Annotated in this window: 19 protein-coding genes; 11 read left to right on the top strand and 8 right to left on the bottom strand. The window is 60.4% G+C overall.

The window, feature by feature from the left end:
• The first annotated feature begins 4 nt into the window (after positions 1-4).
• Positions 5-1,216, top strand: coding sequence for a pyridoxal phosphate-dependent aminotransferase (locus tag CXF97_RS01615; RefSeq protein WP_101155532.1), 1,212 nt, complete (start codon positions 5-7; stop codon positions 1,214-1,216).
• Positions 1,217-1,520: 304 nt separating this feature from the next.
• Positions 1,521-2,408: a protease HtpX gene (htpX, locus tag CXF97_RS01610; RefSeq protein ID WP_007908619.1), complete on the top strand. Its 888-nt coding sequence runs from the start codon at positions 1,521-1,523 to the stop codon at positions 2,406-2,408.
• A gap of 193 nt (positions 2,409-2,601) precedes the next feature.
• On the opposite strand, the gene CXF97_RS01605 is transcribed toward htpX, so the two are convergent.
• Positions 2,602-3,258, bottom strand: coding sequence for a thiopurine S-methyltransferase (locus CXF97_RS01605; RefSeq protein ID WP_101155530.1), 657 nt, complete (start codon positions 3,256-3,258; stop codon positions 2,602-2,604).
• A 104-nt stretch (positions 3,259-3,362) separates the two neighbouring features.
• On the opposite strand from CXF97_RS01605, the gene CXF97_RS01600 reads away from it, so the two are divergent.
• The gene (locus tag CXF97_RS01600; protein WP_101155528.1) at positions 3,363-4,130 is read left to right on the top strand and encodes a class III extradiol ring-cleavage dioxygenase; all 768 of its coding nucleotides are present in this window, start codon (positions 3,363-3,365) and stop codon (positions 4,128-4,130) included.
• Between the two features lie 115 nt (positions 4,131-4,245).
• Here the strand turns inward: CXF97_RS01600 and CXF97_RS01595 are convergent, their stop codons facing one another.
• Positions 4,246-5,919: a DEAD/DEAH box helicase gene (locus CXF97_RS01595; RefSeq protein ID WP_042607879.1), complete on the bottom strand. Its 1,674-nt coding sequence runs from the start codon at positions 5,917-5,919 to the stop codon at positions 4,246-4,248.
• 420 nt (positions 5,920-6,339) lie between these two features.
• Between CXF97_RS01595 and CXF97_RS01590 the strand changes: the two genes are divergently transcribed.
• Entirely contained in the window at positions 6,340-7,131 is a 792-nt protein-coding gene (locus tag CXF97_RS01590; RefSeq protein WP_101155526.1) for a crotonase/enoyl-CoA hydratase family protein, read from the top strand.
• A gap of 116 nt (positions 7,132-7,247) precedes the next feature.
• On the opposite strand, the gene CXF97_RS01585 is transcribed toward CXF97_RS01590, so the two are convergent.
• Complete coding sequence (locus CXF97_RS01585) at positions 7,248-8,003, bottom strand: spermidine synthase (protein WP_101155524.1); 756 nt, start codon at positions 8,001-8,003, stop codon at positions 7,248-7,250.
• Between the two features lie 152 nt (positions 8,004-8,155).
• Here CXF97_RS01585 and CXF97_RS01580 point away from each other — a divergent pair, with 152 nt between their 5' ends.
• Positions 8,156-9,502, top strand: a complete 1,347-nt coding sequence (locus tag CXF97_RS01580; protein WP_101155522.1) for a class II 3-deoxy-7-phosphoheptulonate synthase — start codon at positions 8,156-8,158, stop codon at positions 9,500-9,502.
• Between the two features lie 84 nt (positions 9,503-9,586).
• Here the strand turns inward: CXF97_RS01580 and CXF97_RS01575 are convergent, their stop codons facing one another.
• Together CXF97_RS01575 and CXF97_RS01570 are read right to left on the bottom strand one after the other, a co-directional pair.
• The gene (locus CXF97_RS01575; protein ID WP_101155520.1) at positions 9,587-10,822 is read right to left on the bottom strand and encodes a winged helix-turn-helix domain-containing protein; all 1,236 of its coding nucleotides are present in this window, start codon (positions 10,820-10,822) and stop codon (positions 9,587-9,589) included.
• A 64-nt stretch (positions 10,823-10,886) separates the two neighbouring features.
• Complete coding sequence (locus tag CXF97_RS01570; RefSeq protein WP_101155518.1) at positions 10,887-11,108, bottom strand: DUF1127 domain-containing protein; 222 nt, start codon at positions 11,106-11,108, stop codon at positions 10,887-10,889.
• Positions 11,109-11,205: 97 nt separating this feature from the next.
• Here CXF97_RS01570 and CXF97_RS01565 point away from each other — a divergent pair, with 97 nt between their 5' ends.
• Entirely contained in the window at positions 11,206-12,060 is an 855-nt protein-coding gene (locus CXF97_RS01565) for a LysR substrate-binding domain-containing protein (RefSeq protein ID WP_178081135.1), read from the top strand.
• Here CXF97_RS01565 and CXF97_RS01560 read toward each other — a convergent pair.
• Positions 12,050-12,796, bottom strand: coding sequence for a sulfite exporter TauE/SafE family protein (locus tag CXF97_RS01560; protein WP_371918359.1), 747 nt, complete (start codon positions 12,794-12,796; stop codon positions 12,050-12,052). The genes CXF97_RS01565 and CXF97_RS01560 overlap by 11 nt on opposite strands.
• A 112-nt stretch (positions 12,797-12,908) precedes the next feature.
• On the opposite strand from CXF97_RS01560, the gene CXF97_RS01555 reads away from it, so the two are divergent.
• The 4 genes from CXF97_RS01555 to CXF97_RS01540 all read left to right on the top strand — a co-directional run bounded on the left by CXF97_RS01555 (position 12,909) and on the right by CXF97_RS01540 (position 16,191).
• Positions 12,909-13,865, top strand: coding sequence for a LysR substrate-binding domain-containing protein (locus tag CXF97_RS01555; protein ID WP_101155512.1), 957 nt, complete (start codon positions 12,909-12,911; stop codon positions 13,863-13,865).
• Between the two features lie 76 nt (positions 13,866-13,941).
• Positions 13,942-14,397, top strand: a complete 456-nt coding sequence (locus CXF97_RS01550) for a MarR family winged helix-turn-helix transcriptional regulator (RefSeq protein WP_101155510.1) — start codon at positions 13,942-13,944, stop codon at positions 14,395-14,397.
• Between the two features lie 327 nt (positions 14,398-14,724).
• The gene (locus tag CXF97_RS01545; RefSeq protein ID WP_007940002.1) at positions 14,725-15,144 is read left to right on the top strand and encodes an organic hydroperoxide resistance protein; all 420 of its coding nucleotides are present in this window, start codon (positions 14,725-14,727) and stop codon (positions 15,142-15,144) included.
• Between the two features lie 36 nt (positions 15,145-15,180).
• Positions 15,181-16,191 carry an alpha/beta hydrolase gene (locus CXF97_RS01540; protein WP_101155508.1) on the top strand — a complete coding sequence of 337 codons (1,011 nt, stop codon included), beginning with the start codon at positions 15,181-15,183 and terminating at the stop codon, positions 16,189-16,191.
• 81 nt (positions 16,192-16,272) lie between these two features.
• Here CXF97_RS01540 and CXF97_RS01535 read toward each other — a convergent pair whose 3' ends face one another.
• Positions 16,273-16,842, bottom strand: coding sequence for an elongation factor P (locus tag CXF97_RS01535; protein WP_101155506.1), 570 nt, complete (start codon positions 16,840-16,842; stop codon positions 16,273-16,275).
• Positions 16,843-16,890: 48 nt separating this feature from the next.
• On the bottom strand, positions 16,891-18,033 hold the full coding sequence (gene earP, locus CXF97_RS01530; RefSeq protein ID WP_101155504.1) for an elongation factor P maturation arginine rhamnosyltransferase EarP: 1,143 nt from the start codon (positions 18,031-18,033) through the stop codon (positions 16,891-16,893).
• Positions 18,034-18,158: 125 nt separating this feature from the next.
• On the opposite strand from earP, the gene CXF97_RS01525 reads away from it, so the two are divergent.
• On the top strand, positions 18,159-18,572 hold the full coding sequence (locus CXF97_RS01525) for a hypothetical protein (RefSeq protein WP_101155502.1): 414 nt from the start codon (positions 18,159-18,161) through the stop codon (positions 18,570-18,572).

Below are 18,572 nucleotides of genomic sequence, written 5' to 3'. Positions count from 1 at the left end.
CGCCATGCAGTTCAGCAAATCGAACAAGCTCGCCAACGTCTGCTACGACATTCGCGGCCCGGTGCTCAAGCACGCCAAACGACTGGAAGAGGAAGGCCAGCGCATCCTCAAGCTGAACATCGGCAACCCGGCGCCGTTTGGTTTCGAAGCGCCGGACGAAATCCTTCAGGACGTGATCCGCAATCTACCGACCGCGCAAGGCTACAGCGACTCCAAAGGCCTGTTCAGCGCGCGCAAGGCGGTGATGCAGTACTACCAGCAGAAGCAGGTCGAAGGTGTCGGCATCGAAGACATCTACCTGGGCAACGGCGTTTCCGAACTGATCGTAATGTCGCTGCAGGCGCTGCTCAACAACGGCGACGAAGTGCTGGTGCCGGCCCCGGATTACCCGCTGTGGACGGCTGCCGTCAGCCTCGCCGGCGGTAACGCCGTGCATTACCTGTGTGACGAGGGCGCCGACTGGTTCCCGGACCTGGCCGACATCAAGTCCAGGATCACTCCGAACACCAAGGCGATGGTGATCATCAACCCGAACAACCCGACCGGTGCGGTCTATTCGAAAGAAGTACTGCTGGGCATGCTGGAAATCGCCCGTGCACATAATCTTGTGGTGTTCTCCGATGAGATCTACGACAAGATTCTGTACGACGACGCCGTGCATGTCTGCACTGCTTCGCTGGCGCCAGACCTGCTCTGCCTGACTTTCAACGGTCTGTCGAAATCCTATCGCGTGGCCGGTTTCCGCTCCGGCTGGATCGCCATCTCCGGGCCGAAACACAACGCGCAGAGCTACATCGAAGGCATCGACATGCTGGCCAACATGCGTCTGTGCGCCAACGTGCCGAGCCAGCACGCAATCCAGACCGCACTCGGCGGCTACCAGAGCATCAACGATCTGGTGCTGCCGCAGGGCCGTCTGCTGGAACAGCGCAACCGCACATGGGAGTTGCTCAACGATATTCCCGGCGTCAGTTGCGTCAAACCGATGGGCGCGCTGTATGCGTTCCCGAAGATCGACCCGAAGGTCTGTCCGATCCACAACGACGAAAAATTTGTCCTCGACCTGCTGCTCTCCGAGAAGCTGCTGGTGGTGCAAGGCACGGCGTTCAACTGGCCGTGGCCCGATCACTTCCGTGTAGTCACCTTGCCCCGCGTCGATGACCTGGAAATGGCCATAGGCCGCATCGGCAACTTCCTCAAGTCCTACCGTCAGTAGTGGGCCCGCAGTGCGCAGCGGATTGTCTGTTGCGCACTGTCTGATTCAGCAACACATCTTTGTTTCGCACCTTTGCAGCCCTTCTACACTTTCACAGCGAGGCTTGAAGGCATGTCTGACCTAATGATGGCGGGACGAAAGGGTGTGTCATCCATATCGGAATCTCGGGTGGGAATTTTCCTTTTCACTCACGAAACTGCTGTAGGACACAGTTTGAAATAGTCACTCGGTTGAATAGCCCGGTGCCGCACCTTATATACCCCGCAGTACGCTAAATCTTTAGCTTGAGGAGAGTTCTACAACCATGATGCGCATCCTGCTGTTTTTGGCCACTAACCTTGCGGTCGTGCTGATAGCCAGCATCACCCTGAGCCTGTTCGGCTTCAACGGGTTCATGGCGGCCAACGGGGTCGATCTCGACCTCAGTCAGCTGCTGGTTTTCTGTGCGGTCTTTGGTTTCGCCGGCTCGCTGTTCTCGCTGTTCATCTCCAAGTGGATGGCGAAGATGAGCACCGGCACGCAAATCATCAGCCAGCCACGCACCCGTCATGAGCAATGGCTGCTGCAAACGGTCGAGCAACTGTCCCGCGAAGCCGGGATCAAGATGCCTGAAGTCGGGATTTTCCCAGCCTACGAAGCGAATGCCTTCGCTACCGGCTGGAACAAGAACGACGCGCTGGTCGCGGTCAGCCAGGGCCTGCTCGAGCGTTTCTCGCCCGATGAAGTGAAAGCCGTACTGGCCCACGAAATCGGTCACGTGGCAAACGGTGACATGGTCACCCTGGCGCTGATCCAGGGCGTGGTGAACACCTTTGTGATGTTCTTCGCCCGGATCATCGGTAATTTCGTCGACAAGGTGATCTTCAAGAACGAAGAAGGCCAGGGTATCGCCTACTACGTGGCGACCATCTTCGCCGAACTGGTGCTGGGCATCCTCGCCAGCGCAATCGTCATGTGGTTCTCGCGCAAGCGCGAATTCCGTGCCGACGAGGCCGGTGCCCGACTGGCCGGTACCAGCGCGATGATTGGCGCTCTGCAACGTCTGCGTGCCGAACAGGGCCTGCCGGTGCACATGCCCGACACCCTGAACGCCTTCGGCATCAACGGTGGCATCAAACAGGGCTTCGCCCGCATGTTCATGAGCCACCCGCCACTGGAAGAGCGTATCGACGCATTGCGTCGTCGCGGTTGATTCAACCGGCGATCATGAAAAGGCCCGCAGTGATGCGGGCTTTTTCTTCTATTAAAGATAGGACGGCTGGGCGGGCGTCTTCGGGAGCAAGCCCCCTCCCACAACGATCGCGTGTTACAAATAATCCATGAAACGACATGAGCCCCTGTGGGAGGGCCTTGCTCCCGAAGACGCCGGAACAGTTAACTTAAAACTATCGGGAAGAAACCCGATAAACCCGCTCCACCAACCACTTAGCCCCGCCCTGCAGAAACTTGGGGCTTTCAGCCAGAATATCCCGCTCTTCCAGCCTATCCACCTGCCAACCCTGGCCCAGCAACCGCTGTACTTCATCATTCTCCACCGCAAATGGCGGCCCCGGGATCTGCGTCTGATCGTAATCCAGAGTGATCAGCAGCCCCTGCATTCCGTGCCCCAGCAACTGCTGCAGATGCGCCGCATATCGCTGGCGCATCGCGTCCGGCAAGGCAATCAACGCGGCGCGGTCATACAACGCCGTGCAACCGGCAACATCCTCCGCCGTCAGCGCAAAGAAATCTCCGCACCACAACTCGACGGTATCGCTGCGATACACCTTGAAAGCGCCCTTCTCGCTGATTCGCGGGTCAAGCCGATGCTCACTGAAAAAGTCCTCGGCGGCTTTCACTGACAGCTCTACCCCGAGCACCGAATGCCCCTGCCCGGCCAGCCACAACAAGTCCAGACTTTTCCCACACAGCGGCACCAACACCCGCGCAGACGCTGCAATCGCCAGCTCTGGCCAGTAACGCTGCAAATACGGATTGGCGTCGGGCTGATGAAAGCCGATCTGGTTCGAATCCCATTTCTTGTACCAAAACTCAGGCTGCATGGATCACTCCCGAAAAACCGATGAAAAACCGCAGGAACTTATATTAGATTCAGATCGATGATCTGGCTGAAGATGGCTCATCATAATCACTCAGGAGCCCGTCCATGTTGCCCAGCCTGTTTATCTCCCACGGCTCACCGATGCTTGCGCTGGAACCGGGCGCCAGCGGCCCGGCACTGGCGCGACTGGCCGCTGAACTGCCGCGCCCCAAAGCCATCGTCATCGTCTCGGCGCATTGGGAAAGCCACGAGTTGCTGGTTAGCAGCCACCCGCGCCCGGAAACCTGGCACGACTTCGGCGGATTCCCCCGTGCGCTGTTTGAGGTTCAGTACCCGGCACCGGGCAATCCGCCGTTCGCCGCTGAAGTGGCTCAAATGCTGAACGCCAATGACCTGTCAGCGCGGCTCGATCCGCAACGACCGTTCGATCATGGCGTGTGGGTGCCACTGTCACTGATGTATCCGCAGGCGGATATTGCGGTGGTGCAAGTCTCGCTGCCAAGTCGCGGCGGGCCGGCGCTGCAGACACGGGTTGGCCGTGCGCTGGCGAGCCTGCGTGAACAAGCCGTTCTATTGATTGGCTCCGGCAGCATCACTCACAACCTGCGCGAGCTGGACTGGCATGCCGGCCCGGAAAGCATTGAACCGTGGGCACTTGAGTTTCGTGACTGGATGATCGACAAGCTGGCCGCTGACGATGAGACGGCGCTGCATGACTATCGCCAGCAGGCGCCGCATGCCGTGCGTAGCCACCCGAGCGATGAGCATTTGTTGCCGTTGTATTTTGCCCGGGGTGCGGGCGGTGAGTTGAACGTGGCGCATCAGGGTTTCACGATGGGCGCGCTAGGTATGGATATTTATCGTTTCGGCTGACGTTATCGCTGGCAAGCCAGCTGCCATAGGGTTTATGCAGCCCGATGAACAGGCAAAAAAAATCCCCGAACCAGTCGGGGATTTTTTATCTGCGATCAATCAGCCCAAGGGCGGATCAATCTTCGCGGTAGCGACGCAGTTTGAGCTGCTTGCCGGCCACGCGGGTGTCCTTCAGTTTGGTCAGGAGTTTTTCCAGACCTTCTTCCGGCAGTTCGACGAGGCTGAAGCTGTCACGCACCTGGATGCGACCGATCGCTTCACGGGCCAGACCGCCTTCGTTGAGGATGGCGCCCAGCAGGTTTTTCGCAGCGATACCATCACGCGCACCCAGCGCGGTACGGCAACGAGCACGACCTTCGCCCAAAGGCATTGGCGCGCGACGCTCGCGATCACCGCGGTCCGGACGATCGCCGGAACGCTCAGGACGGTCGCCACGCGGTGCATTGTTCGGCACCAGTGGACGTTCCTTCTCGATCGCCGCCAGGTTCAGCGCTTGACCGTTGGTGGCCTTGCGCAGCAGCGCAGCAGCCAGGGCGCGCGGGGTGCAACCGATGTCGGCGGTCAGACGGTCGAGCAGCTCACCGTGAGTCGATTCGGCATCAGCGACCAGCGGCGACAAGCTGTTGGTCAGTTTCTTGATGCGTGCATCGAGAACGGCTTGAGCGTCTGGCAGGCGTACTTCGGCAACTTTCTGACCGGTTACGCGCTCGATCACTTGCAGCATACGGCGCTCACGTGGAGTCACCAGCAGCAGTGCACGACCTTCGCGACCGGCACGGCCGGTACGGCCGATACGGTGTACGTAGGACTCTGGGTCGTACGGCATGTCAACGTTGAACACGTGAGTGATGCGCGGAACGTCAAGACCACGGGCAGCAACGTCGGTCGCGACAACGATGTCCAGACGGCCATCCTTGAGCGAGTCGATAACACGCTCACGCTGGTTCTGGGCGATGTCACCGTTCAACGCGGCGGCTTTGTAGCCTTTGGCGTCGAGGGCGCTGGCCAGGTCCAGGGTCGCTTGCTTGGTGCGCACGAACATGATCAGGGCGTCGAAGTCTTCGACTTCCAGCAGGCTGAGCACGGCCGAGGTTTTCTGGTCAGCGTGAACCAACAGGTGAGCCTGTTCGATCGCGGTGACGGTCTGGGTCTTGGTCTGGATCTTGACGTGTTGCGGATCGCGCAGGTGGCGTTCGGCAATGGCGCGGATCGACTGCGGCAGGGTCGCCGAGAACAATACGGTCTGACGGGTCGCTGGCAGAGCCTTGAAGATGACTTCCAGGTCATCCATGAAGCCCAGCTTCAACATTTCGTCAGCTTCGTCGAGAACCAGATGGTTAACGGTCGACAGGACTTTCTCATCGCGGCGCAGGTGGTCGCACAGACGACCCGGGGTGGCGACAACGATCTGTGCGCCATTACGGATTGCCTTGAGTTGCGGGCCCATCGGCGCGCCGCCGTAAACAGCCACGACGGTAACGCCTGGCATTTGCTTGGCGTAGGTTTCAAAAGCGGTTGCTACTTGCAGCGCCAACTCTCGGGTCGGCGCCAGGATCAGGGCTTGCGGTTCGCGCTTGGCAGGATCGATGCGGTGCAGAATAGGCAGTGCGAACGCGGCGGTTTTACCGGTACCGGTTTGCGCCTGGCCAATCATGTCCTGGCCGGCCATGATGATCGGGATCGATTGCTGCTGAATCGCCGAAGGCTCTTCGTAGCCGGTCGCTGCGACGGCTGCAAGAATATTCGGGTTGAGATTAAAAGCGGCGAATCCGCCGGTTTCCTGGGTCATGGGTCTGCCTCTAAGTGCATCCGCAAAGACCCATGCTCCAAAGCTGCGCATGCCGTGTTGAGACTCAAGAGTCGCCCTGGCAGCTTTGTCGGCGGGGATTTGCGAAAACGAATGAATGGAAAAGAATCGTCAAGGAAGAGCCCGCAGTGCGGACGTGCAGCCGAAGCTGACTTCGGGAAATTGCGCTACCTAAACGCGGCCCGGTTAAAGGCCGGCGCGCACTATACCGGATTTCGCCCGAAAAGGGAGCTTTTTTTATCGACGTAATCCGTGTGTCACCGCCGTGTAATGGGCTTTTGCGGATACTCGCGCGACGGTCTATTTTGCAAAGGCCCGGCCCTGCGGGCGATGACACTTAAACGTTTCACCAAACTGCGGCAAAGCGCCGCGCCTGCGCTCTTCCCGCTTGAGGATTTCGCCATGAATCAGCCCTGCGCCGGCCGCGTCAGCCGTGAACGTCGTGGTCACGTGCACCTGATCGGCCTTGATCGGGCGGCCAAGCGCAACGCCTTCGATCTCGACCTGCTCGACGACCTGAGCCTGGCCTACGGCGAGTTCGAGGCCGACAACGAGGCGCGGGTGGCCGTGGTGTTTGGCCACGGCGAGCATTTCACCAGCGGGCTCGATCTGGTCAATGCCAGCGCGGCGTTGGCCGAAGGCTGGCAGGTTCCGACCGGCGGTTGCGATCCGTGGGGCGTATTCGTCGGGCCACGGGTGAGCAAACCGGTGATTGTCGCCGCTCAGGGTTACTGCCTGACCATTGGCATCGAGCTGATGCTGGCGGCGGATATCAACCTGTGTGCGAGCAATACCCGCTTCGCGCAGATGGAAGTGCAGCGTGGGGTCTTTCCATTTGGCGGGGCGACTTTACGCTTTCAACAGATCGCCGGTTGGGGTAATGCGATGCGCTGGTTGCTCACCGGCGATGAGTTCGATGCCCACGATGCGTTGCATCTGGGACTGGTGCAGGAAGTGATGGCCAGTGAAGACCTGATGCCAAGGGCGATCGAGCTGGCAGAGCGGATTGCCCGGCAGGCGCCGCTCGGAGTGCAGGCGACATTGCTGTCGGCGCGACAGGCGCGCTATGAGGGGGAGACGGCGGCGGCTCAGGCGTTACCGGCGTTGGTAAAGAAGCTGCTCGCCACTGAAGATGCCAGGGAGGGGGTGCGGTCGTTGGTGGAGCGGCGGCCAGGGGTCTTCAAAGGCCTCTGATGAGTGCCCCCCCTGTAGGAGCTGCCGAAGGCTGCGATCTTTTGATCTTGTTTTTTTAAGATCAGAATCAAAAGATCGCAGCCTTCGGCAGCTCCTACAGTGAACGAATCAGCCACTCAGGTTGCTGGCCGAATACAGTTGATCAACGACTGCAACGAATACCCCAACTGCGGCGCCAGCGCTTCGGCCCTTCGCGTCAGCGCCTGCCTGTCCAGCGCCTGGTCGAGGTCCGCCGGGACAATCAGAATCACATTGCCCTCCTTCACCGGCAGCTCCCAGTAGTGCCGGTGATAGAGCCCGCGCAACAACGCCGCGCCCAACGGCTTGCCGTCATCGGTGGCCCACTGGTTGATCACCAGCCAGCCGCCCGGATTCAGGCGCTTTTGACAATCGCCGAGAAAGCTCCAGGCCAGATGCCCGACGCCCGGCCCGACGTCGGTATACAAGTCGACGAAAATCAGATCCGCCGGCTCTGCCGTCGGCAGCAACTCCAGCGCATCACCAACCCGAATGTACAGCCGCGGGTCATCGTCCAGGCCCAGGTATTCAATGGCCAGGCGCGGCACATCCGGACGCAATTCAATGGCCTCGACGTCTTCCAGTGGCAGAAACCTGAGACAAGCCTGGGTCAGCGTGCCAGCACCCAAACCGAGAAACAGCGCGCTCTCCGGCTGCTCGTGGCACAGCGCGCCAATCAACATGGCGCGGGTGTAGTCGTACTCCAGCCAGCTCGGGTCGGCAGTGAACACGCAGCTCTGCTCGATCGCATCGCCGAACTCGAGAAAGCGGTAATCGGCCACTTCCAGCACGCGAATCACGCCGAACTCATCCTGTACTTCGGCGAGCAGATGCTCGACGCGCTCCTCAGTCATTTTGTCTCCTGATGGTCACCGGGCGCGGTGACGCGATGGCACCGCTGTGGTGCCGTGGCAAAGCGGCGATTGTCGGCGATGGGGCGGGAACAGGTCACGCACTAATTGCTGCTAACATGGCGCTCCCCTGCGTATCAAACTTCGAGACCGTGATGAGCCAACCGTGGAGCCCTGACAGCTGGCGCGCCCTGCCGATCCAGCAACAACCGCAATACCCCGACGCTGCCCACCTGCACCAGGTCGAGCAGACCCTGGCCAGCTATCCGCCGCTGGTGTTCGCCGGCGAAGCGCGCGAGCTGCGCCGGCAGTTTGCCGAAGTCACGCAGGGCCGCGCGTTCCTGTTGCAGGGCGGCGATTGCGCGGAAAGCTTCGCCGAATTTTCCGCCGCGAAGATCCGCGACACCTTCAAAGTGTTGCTGCAAATGGCGATCGTCATGACCTTTGCCGCCGGCTGCCCGGTGGTCAAGGTCGGGCGCATGGCCGGCCAGTTCGCCAAGCCGCGTTCGGCCAATGACGAAACCATTGCCGGCGTGACGCTGCCTGCCTATCGCGGCGACATCGTCAACGGCATCGGCTTCAATGAAAAGAGCCGCGTGCCGGATCCGGAGCGTTTGCTGCAGTCCTATCACCAGTCCACCGCGACCCTGAACCTGCTGCGCGCCTTTGCTCAGGGCGGTTTTGCCGACCTGCATCAGGTGCACAAATGGAATCTGGATTTCATCGCCAACTCGGCGCTGGCCGAAAAGTACAGCCACCTCGCTGATCGTATCGATGAAACCCTGGCGTTCATGCGCGCCTGCGGCATGGACAGCTCGCCGCAACTGCGCGAAACCAGTTTCTTCACCGCCCACGAAGCGTTGCTGCTGAACTACGAAGAAGCCTTCGTGCGCCGCGACAGCCTGACCAACGATTACTACGATTGCTCGGCGCACATGCTGTGGATCGGCGACCGCACCCGCCAGCTCGACGGCGCGCATGTCGAATTCTTGCGCGGGGTGAACAACCCGATCGGCGTCAAGGTCGGCCCGAGCATGAACCCCGATGACCTGATTCGCCTGATCGACGTGCTCAACCCGGACAACGATCCTGGCCGCTTGAACCTGATTGCGCGGATGGGTGCGAACAAGGTCGGCGATCACTTGCCGGCGCTGATCCGCGCGGTGCAGCGTGAAGGCAAACAAGTTCTCTGGAGCTGCGATCCGATGCACGGCAACACCATCAAGGCCAGTAGCGGCCACAAGACCCGCGACTTTGCGCAGATCCTTGGTGAAGTGAAGCAGTTCTTTCAGGTGCACGAAGCGGAAGGCAGCTATGCCGGCGGCATTCACATCGAGATGACCGGACAGAACGTCACCGAGTGCATCGGCGGCGCACGGCCGATTACCGAGGATGGCTTGTCCGATCGCTATCACACCCACTGCGACCCACGGATGAATGCTGACCAGTCGCTGGAATTGGCGTTTTTGATTGCCGAAACGTTGAAGCAGGTCCGGCGCTAGACCGCACCCCGTGTAGGAGCTGCCGAAGGCTGCGATCTTTTGATCTTCAAAACAAGATCAAAAGATCGCAGCCTTCGGCAGCTCCTACAGGGTGCCGGCGCCATCCACTTGCGCCAATGCCAGCCTCAGCCGAGCCGCACTCTCGCGCTGACAATTCAACTGCACCCGGGCCATTCCGAGCCACTGCGCCATCCGCTGCAGGTTCGCGGCCAGCGCCAGCATGCCCTCCTCGTCCAGCCCGGCTTCTTCCTCGTGCACCGCATGCACCGCCAACTGCCCCGCCGCTCGCTCGCCGCGCAGATCGACTCGCGCGGCGATCCGTTCGTTGTGCAAAAACGGCAGCACGTAATAGCCGTAAACCCGCTTGGGCTGCGGTGTGTAAATCTCCAGGCGATAGCGGAAATCGAACAGCCGCTCGGTGCGGCTGCGTTCCCAGATCAACGAGTCGAACGGCGACAACAGCGCACTGGCAGTAACCCTGCGCGGCACTTTGGGCTCCGGCAGGCAATAAGCGATCTGCCGCCAATCGCCGACTTCGCACATCTGCAACTGCCCCGCCTCGACCAGTTCAGCCAGACGCGGCCGCGCATCCGCCGGGCTCAAGCGGAAATAATCGCGCAGGTCTTTTTCCGTGCCGACGCCCAATGCCCCCGCCGCATGCAGCAACAGGCCGCGTTGCGCCTCGGCCTCATCCGGCATCGGCTGCTGCAGGATCGCCGCGGGTATCACCCGCTCCGGTAAATCGTACAAACGCTCAAACCCGCGTCGCCCGGCCACGGTCACTTCACCGGCAGCGAACAACCATTCCAGCGCAAGCTTTTCCGCACTCCAGTCCCACCACGGCCCAGCCTTGTCTTCGCGAGTCGACAGACTGCCGGCGCCCAAGGCGCCCTGCTGTTCGACCGATGCCAGCACGCGGCGAATCGTCTCTCGCTGTTCGCGACCGAACTTCGCCAATTGCTGATAGATGCCCTCGCCGCGTCTGGCCCGCTGCATGCGCCAGCCCAGCAACGGATACATCGACAGCGGCAACAACGAAGCTTCATGGCCCCAGTATTCGAACAACGTGCGCCGGCGCCCCGAACTCCAGGCAGCCTGGTCGAGCAAGTCGAAAGAATAGGAACCGAGACGGGAAAAAAGCGGCAGGTAGTGCGAGCGCACCACGGCATTGACGGAATCGATTTGCAGCAGGCCCAGCCGTTCGATCAGCCGGTTGAGATGGTTGGCGGTAACGGTTGGCGGCTGGCGCCCGTTGAACCCTTGGGCAGCCAGCGCCAGACGTCGCGCCTGTTTGAGGGAAAAGGACACTGTCGCGGGCATTTATTCCTCCATGTCTGCTCGCAACCTACCTCACCTGAAAGGGGTTTGTGTAGCAATAGCCTCATCATTTATGCATCGGGTCGTCCCAGAACGGCCGCACGGTTTCATGTTCGACATCGGCGCGGCTGATGCCGATGTCCTTCAACGCCTCGTCGCTGAGGCCGGCGAGCATTTCCCGTTCACGGTGCAGTTCGTACCAACGACTGAATTTGTGCAGCAGATCGGACACGATATGGCCGTGGCCCGACAGCTGTTCTTCGTTCACATACTCTCTTTGACCTTTCATCGTCTTGCCTCCTTTTGTGGATGGCTCAAGTCTCGTCCCGGCGCTAAGATCAATCCAACGAATGTTTCTGATGGCATGCATCACGGAGATTCATCAATTGTCCGCCTACCCCAGTATCGATACCGATGTCCTGCGTACCTTCGTTGCGATCGCCGACCAGGGTGGTTTCACCCGTGCCGGCGAGATGGTCAACCGCACTCAGTCGGCGGTGAGCATGCAGATGAAACGCCTGGAAGAAGACGTGTTGCAGCGCCAGTTGTTCGAGCGCGATGGCCGTCAGGTGCGACTGACCGCTGAAGGCCAGGTGTTGCTCGGCTATGCGCGGCGCATTCTCAAACTGCACAGTGAGGTGTTCAATACCTTGCGTGAGCCGCACATGGTCGGCACCGTGCGCATCGGCACGCCGGATGATTATGTGATGCGCTTTCTGCCGGGGATCCTGTCGCGGTTTGCGCAGTTTTATCCGCTGATCCAGATCGAAGTGCATTGCGAGTCGAGCAAACAGTTGCTGCAGCGCACCGATCTGGACTTGTCGATCGTCACCCGTGAACCGGGCAACGAGATCGGCCAGTTGCTGCGCAAGGAGCGCTTTGTGTGGGCCGAGGCGCAGAATTTCAGTGCCCACGAGCAGACGCCGTTACCCCTGGCGATGTTCAACAGCGACTGCTTCTGCCGCTTGTGGGCGTGCAATGCGCTGGACGCGATGGGCCGCGATTACCGCATCGCCTACAACAGCAGCAGCCTGTCGGCGCTGATGGCCGTGGTCAGCGCGGGGCTGGCGATCACCGCGCAACTGGAGAGCCTGATCACTCCGGACATGCGCATTCTTGGCACCGCCGAAGACCTGCCGTTGCTGCCCGAGGCCAGCATCATGCTGATCCGCAACCTGAACAACCCGTCGCCGATCACTGAATGCCTGGCCGAGCACATCGTCGAGGGCTTCAAACTTTAAACGCGAGCATCACCGCACACAGCACGAGGAAGCCGCAGAACAGCCCACGCAGGAGTTTTTCCGGCATCGCGTGGGCAACTTTCACGCCCCAACTGATGCTGGCCAGACCGCCAAGCGCCAGCGGCAAGCCGATCATCCAGTCGACTTCGTGGTGTACCGCATAAGTCACCAGCGTCACGCCGGTACTCGGCAGGGCCAGCGCCAGGGACAAGCCCTGAGCGACCACTTGGGTAGTGCCGAACAGGCTGGTCAGCACCGGCGTGGCGACCACTGCGCCCCCCACGCCGAACAAGCCGCCCATGGTTCCTGACGCCGCGCCGAGCACGCCCAGCCATGGCCACGAATGGCGCATTTGGGCGGTCGGTGCTGGCCGCGGGCCGAACATTTTCAGCAGGTTGTACGCCGACAGCGCCACCAGAAAGGCGACAAACCCGATGCGCATGGTTTGCGCATCGATGCCCACCGCCCAGATCGAGCCGAGCCAGGCGAAGCAAAAACCCATCACCGCCAGCGGCAGCGCATGGCGCAACTCGATGCGATTGCGCTGGTGATAACGCCACAGCGCCAGCATCACGTTGGGCACCACCATCACCAGCGCCGTGCCTTGGGCGATCTGCTGATCGAGGCCGAACCAAACGCCGAGCAAAGGAATCGCAATCAAGCCACCGCCGATGCCAAAGATCCCGCCCAAGGTGCCAAGGGCAGCGCCGAACAACAGGTACAACAGAAAATCCATCACAACGGTAATCCTCTAACGACAGGCGGCCAATGCTACGCACTCGCGCCTAGCGGGGAAACGCACAGCAACGCACAATGGCTTTGCCGATCCTGCACAAGCGTGTTTTCTCATGAATCCCAATCAATTGACCGATCAGCTCGGCCTGTTTCTCGATGTACTGGAGAGTGGCAGTTTCTCAGCCGCGTCACGCCGCCATCCGCTGACCCCTTCCGCCGTGGCCCGGCGCATCGACAGCCTGGAAAGTGCCGTCGGCAGTCAGCTGTTCGTGCGCAGTACCCACGCGGTCCTGCCGACGTCGGCCGGTCTGGCGTTTGCCGAACGGGCGCGGCGGATCATCGCCGAGTTGCAACTGGCACGTGCCGAAGCCGTTTCATTAAGCAGCGCGCCGGAAGGACTGATCCGCATCGATGCGCCTGCAGCCTTCGGGAGGCGGCATCTGGCGCCGGTAATTGCCGATTTTCTCCTTCTGTACCCGGGACTGGATGTGCAGATGCATCTGATCGACAGCTTCAGCGACATGGCCGGCACCAGTCTGGGCAAAGTCGATCTGGTGTTGCGTACGGGGCAGTTGGCTGACTCGCGCCTGGTCGCCACGCCATTGGCGAGCATGGTACGCGTCGCCTGCGCCAGCCCTGACTACCTCAAGCAGCGCGGCGTGCCCGAGCATCCGGCGCAGTTGAGTGACCACGACGGGCTCGACTGGGAAGGCCTTGCGCCGCCCTTTGCCTGGAAATTCGAAGTGGACGGGCAAATGCAACTGCACCGGCCATCCCGCGTGCGCCTGAGCGCCAACAATGCCGAAGCGCTTGCGTGTGGCGCGGCGGCGGGTCTGGGCGTCGCACACCTGCCGACCTGGCTGGCCAGCGAATACCTGCTGCGAGGGGAGCTGGTGCCGTTGTTCTGCGAAAATGGCCTGCCGCCACCGGAGTCCACCGGTATTTACGCGCTGCGCATGGAACAGCAGATTCATTCGCGCAGTCGTTTGTTGCTGGAATATCTGAAAACCCGTTTCAGCCCGGTGCCGCCGTGGGATCTGGCATTGCAGCGGCAATTCGCCCGGCACTGACGTCGGGCATATTTATCTGGCGCCTTAAAGATTCGAGCGCTAGATTAAAAAACGATCAACGATCAAGGCTTTGACAATGACTTGCGAACGCGACAACTGCGACGACCTTCTGCTCGATAATCAGGCGTGCTTCGCCCTGCACTCGACTTCGCTAATGATGACCAAGGTCTACAAGCCGCTGTTGCAGGCGCTGGGCCTGACCTATCCGCAGTATCTGGCGATGATGGTGCTGTGGGAGAAAGATGGCTTGACCGTCGGAGAAATCAGCGCACGCCTGCTGACCGATCCCGGATCGCTGACGCCGTTGCTCAAACGCCTGGAGGCCGAAGGCCTGCTCAGCCGTACCCGCAGCCGCGAAGATGAACGCGTAGTGATCGTCGAACTGACTGCAGCGGGCCGAGCCCTGCGCGACAAGGCGCAAACCGTGCCGCAGTGCCTTCTTGGGGCGAGTGGCTTCACCCTCGAACGTTTGCAGAAGTTGCAGGCCGAGCTGCAAGCGCTGCGAGGGCATCTGCAAGACAGCCTGAATTAAGCCCTGCCACATTCCCTGTTGGAGCGGGCTTGGGCGCGAAAGCGATTGATCAGTCAGAGCGAGCGTTGGCTGACAGGACGCCTTCGCGAGCAAGCCCGCTCCCACACTGAGTCCAGCGCCAACAAATATTTTTCGCCACGGTACTTCCCCCGCCAAACGCTCTAGATCAAGCCTTACGACCCTCTCTCATGCCTCGCCTTTGAGCCAAACGCCACTTTTTCTGTAAATTTATCTTGCGCGCTAAACATTAGCGCTATACATTCTCTTCACACCTACTTAGCGCGCAAACAATTAGCGCACTACAACACCACCGATGAGGCTCACACCATGCAAACTCTCTACACCGCAATCGCAACTTCCACTGGCGGCCGTGACGGTCGTGCGATCTCCAGCGACAACGTACTCGACGTCAAACTGGCCACCCCGAAAGAACTCGGCGGTGCTGGCGGTGCGGCGACCAACCCTGAGCAACTGTTCGCTGCCGGTTACTCGGCCTGCTTCATCGGCGCACTGAAATTCGTCGCCAGCCAGACCAAGCGCAAGATTCCTGACGACGCGTCAATCACCGCCCATGTCGGCATCGGTCAGATCCCTGGCGGTTTCGGTCTGGACATCGATTTGCACATCAGCCTGCCGGGCCTGGAACAAGCCGACGCGCAGTCGCTGGTCGACGCCGCTCACCAGGTCTGCCCGTACTCCAACGCCACCCGTGGCAACGTCGATGTCCGTCTGCACGTCACCGTGTAATCACTCAAGCCCCCGGCCCGAACAAGGAAATTGAACATGAACACTTTCAGCAAAGTCTTGACCGGTACCCTTCTCGCCCTGTCGGTGCACAGCGCTTTTGCCGGTGATGTCGAACACAACACCCAGGCATTCCTCGATGCGCTGAACTCAGACAGCGGCAAGCCGATCGAGCAGCTGTCGCCCAAGGATGCCCGCGCCGTGCTGGTCGGCGCGCAGTCCGGGGTCAAGTTGACGCTGCCGAAAGCCGATGTCAGCGAGAAGACCATCCAGGTCGATGGTCAACCGCTGAGCCTGACCATCGTCCGGCCGGCCGGGGTCAAGGGTGAGCTGCCGGTGTTCATGTTCTTCCACGGCGGCGGCTGGGTGCTGGGGGATTTCCCCACTCACGAACGTCTGGTGCGCGATCTGGTGGTCGGTTCGGGGGCGGCGGCGGTGTTTGTCAATTACACCCCTTCGCCGGAAGCGCATTATCCGGTGGCGATCAACCAAGCCTACGCCGCAACCAAATGGGTGGCGGAACACGGCAAAGAGATCAATGTCGACGGCAAGCGCCTGGCCGTGGCCGGCAACAGCGTCGGCGGCAACATGGCCGCAGTGGTTGCGCTGATGGCCAAGGACAAAGGCACCCCGGCAATCAAATTCCAGGCGCTGCTGTGGCCGGTGACTGATGCCAACTTCGACACCGGTTCGTACGACCAGTACGCCGAAGGGCACTTCCTCACTCGCAACATGATGAAGTGGTTCTGGGACAACTACACCACCGACGCCAAACAGCGCAACGAGATCTACGCCTCGCCGCTGCGCGCCACCACCGCGCAACTCAAAGGCTTGCCGCCTGCACTGGTGCAGACTGCCAGTGCCGACGTGTTGCGTGATGAAGGCGAAGCTTATGCACGCAAACTCGACGAAGCCGGCGTGCCGGTGACGTCGGTGCGTTACAACGGCATGATCCACGATTACGGTTTGCTTAATGTGGTCAGCCAGGTTCCGGCGGTGCGTTCGGCGATGTTGCAGGCTGCGCAAGAGCTCAAGGAACACCTGAAATAAATACCCCATCCGAGTGTTTGCAACAGGCATAAAAAAACCCGACTCAATGGTCGGGTTTTTTCTTTGCGCAAAAAGCAGTGCTTATTTCGCACGGCCTTTGTAGGAACCGCCTTCGCGGGTATCGATCTCGATCATGTCGCCGATTTCGATGAAGTCGGCAACCGACAGTTCGGTACCGTTCTTCAGTTTGGCAGGCTTCATTACCTTGCCGGAAGTGTCACCGCGAGCGGAGCCTTCGGTGTAGTCAACCTGACGCACGATAGTGGTCGGCAGCTCTACGGAAACCAGACGGCCTTCGAAGAATACGGCTTCGCAGACGTCGGTCATGCCTTCTTCAACGAACGGCAGAACGGCTTCGATGTCGTCAGCGTTCAGTTCGTACATGGTGTAGTCAGTGGTGTCCATGAACGTGTAAGTGTCACCGCTGATGAACGACAGGGTGGCTTCTTTACGATCCAGGATCACGTCGTCCAGTTTGTCGTCCGCACCGTAAACGGTTTCGGTCTTGTAACCGGTCAGCAGGTTCTTCAGCTTGGTCTTCATGATCGCGCTGTTACGGCCCGACTTGGTGAATTCAGCTTTCTGAACCAGCCAAGGATCGTTGTCGATACGGATCACGGTACCGGGTTTGAGTTCTTTACCAGTTTTCATTGCGAATATCCGAATTTGGATGGGATTTACAAAAATCTAGGCCGCGTATCATATCCAATTTACATAAAACTGTACCAGCGCCGTGGCAAGATCGGCCTGCAAGGCCTGTTCCAGACACCATGCTTGCGCGTTTTCCTCAAGCTCAGGCCAATGATTTCGCACCGCCAGCCAGTGCTCGCCGATTGGTTGCCCGGCGCTCCACGCTCGCCACAGACCGTTCATCGCCTGCGCCGCAGCGGGCGAAAGGCCGTGAGTATAGAGCGCAAGAAAAGCATCGAGCTTGTCCAGATGGATATCGTCGTCCTGCTGATAAATGTGCCAGAGCATTGGCCGCCCGGCCCATTGCGCGCGCACGAATGAGTCCTCGCCACGCACTGCGTTGAAATCGCAGCACCACAGCAGCTGATCATATTGGTCCTGACGGACGAACGGCAGTACTTGCACGGTCAGTGAATCGCGCACATGAATCGCGCCCACCGGCAGAAATTCCGCACCCAGCCAGCGCGCCACATCGCCCAGAATCCGCCCTTCCGGCACCAGCAGGTGGGTGCGTTGCGGGTCAGCCGCCAGCACATCCAGCCAACTGGCCAGCCCGGCATTTTCATAAGCAAACAGGGAGATTAATTGCGCGTCGGACGCGGGATCGATGCCCAAGCCTTGCAGGAAATGTCGCTGCGCCGACCCATCCCGCTGAAACTGCCGACGCTGTTCGAGCAGTCCGCGCTCACGTAGCAGGCCACCGGTGCCCGGCTTGAAGCCTGGGAAAAAGAAGAATTTTTGCACCGATTTGTATTTCACCGACGGCAAGCCGTGACAGCCGGTGACCCAGTCTTCGGCGCTGAGATAATCGAGGTTGAGCCACAGCGGCTGTGTCTGCCGTGCGGCCATGCTGTCCATGTAGTCAGCGGGCAACTGACAGGCGAAGGCGGCGATGACGACATCGGCAGCGTCGGCGTGCCGCCATTCGCTCGGCCACTGACGCACCTCGACACCCTGTTGCCACTGCTGTGCAAGATTGATGTCGATCTGCGGGCAGATGCGCTCGAATGCGCGCAGGTCATCCACCCACAGACGCACCGGCAAGGCATGTTCGGCCACCAGTTGCCGGGCCAGACGCCAGGTCACGCCGATGTCGCCGAAGTTATCGACCACGGTACAAAAAATATCCCAGCGGGGTTTCGCTTCAGCCATGCCTTTCTCCCGTTGGCAAAAAACCTCGATTGTCCGCATAAATGCCTTCGTGCAGAAGAGCCGACGGCGATTAATCTTCGTGCGACAATCGCCGCTTGCCCGTAACCATCCGCCAGGAGGCCGCCATGCCCTACCGCCCGAATCCGCGTCGTCCCTTGCCTGTTCAGCTTAGCGCGCTGCAGCTGACCGGCAGCATTGCGCTCGGCCTGTGGCTGGGTTTCCTCGCCATTGCGCTGACCTGCTGGCTGCTTTCGCGCTTCATCTTCCCCGAGCAACTGGCGCCCGTCGCGCAAGCGGTGCAGCAATTGGCCAAGCCGCCAGCAGCCGTCGAGCCACAGCCGGACATTGCGCCGCCAGCAACGCCGATGTTCCAGCAGTACGAAGAAAACCTGCGCAAGAATGAACAGCAGGCTCGACTGGATCAGGCGCGCGCCAACTCGCGCAATGCGTCGAACCCCAAATGCCAGTTCTGGCTGCAACAGGACCAGACCGCGCCGACCGAAAAGAGCCGCGCCAACGTTTTGCAATTCTGCGATTGA

Source organism: Pseudomonas sp. Choline-02u-1 (genome assembly GCF_002836515.1).
Classification (GTDB): Bacteria; Pseudomonadota; Gammaproteobacteria; order Pseudomonadales; family Pseudomonadaceae; genus Aquipseudomonas.
The sequence above is the reverse complement of the archived record's forward strand: the minus strand, read 5'-3'. Positions and strand labels throughout refer to the sequence as shown.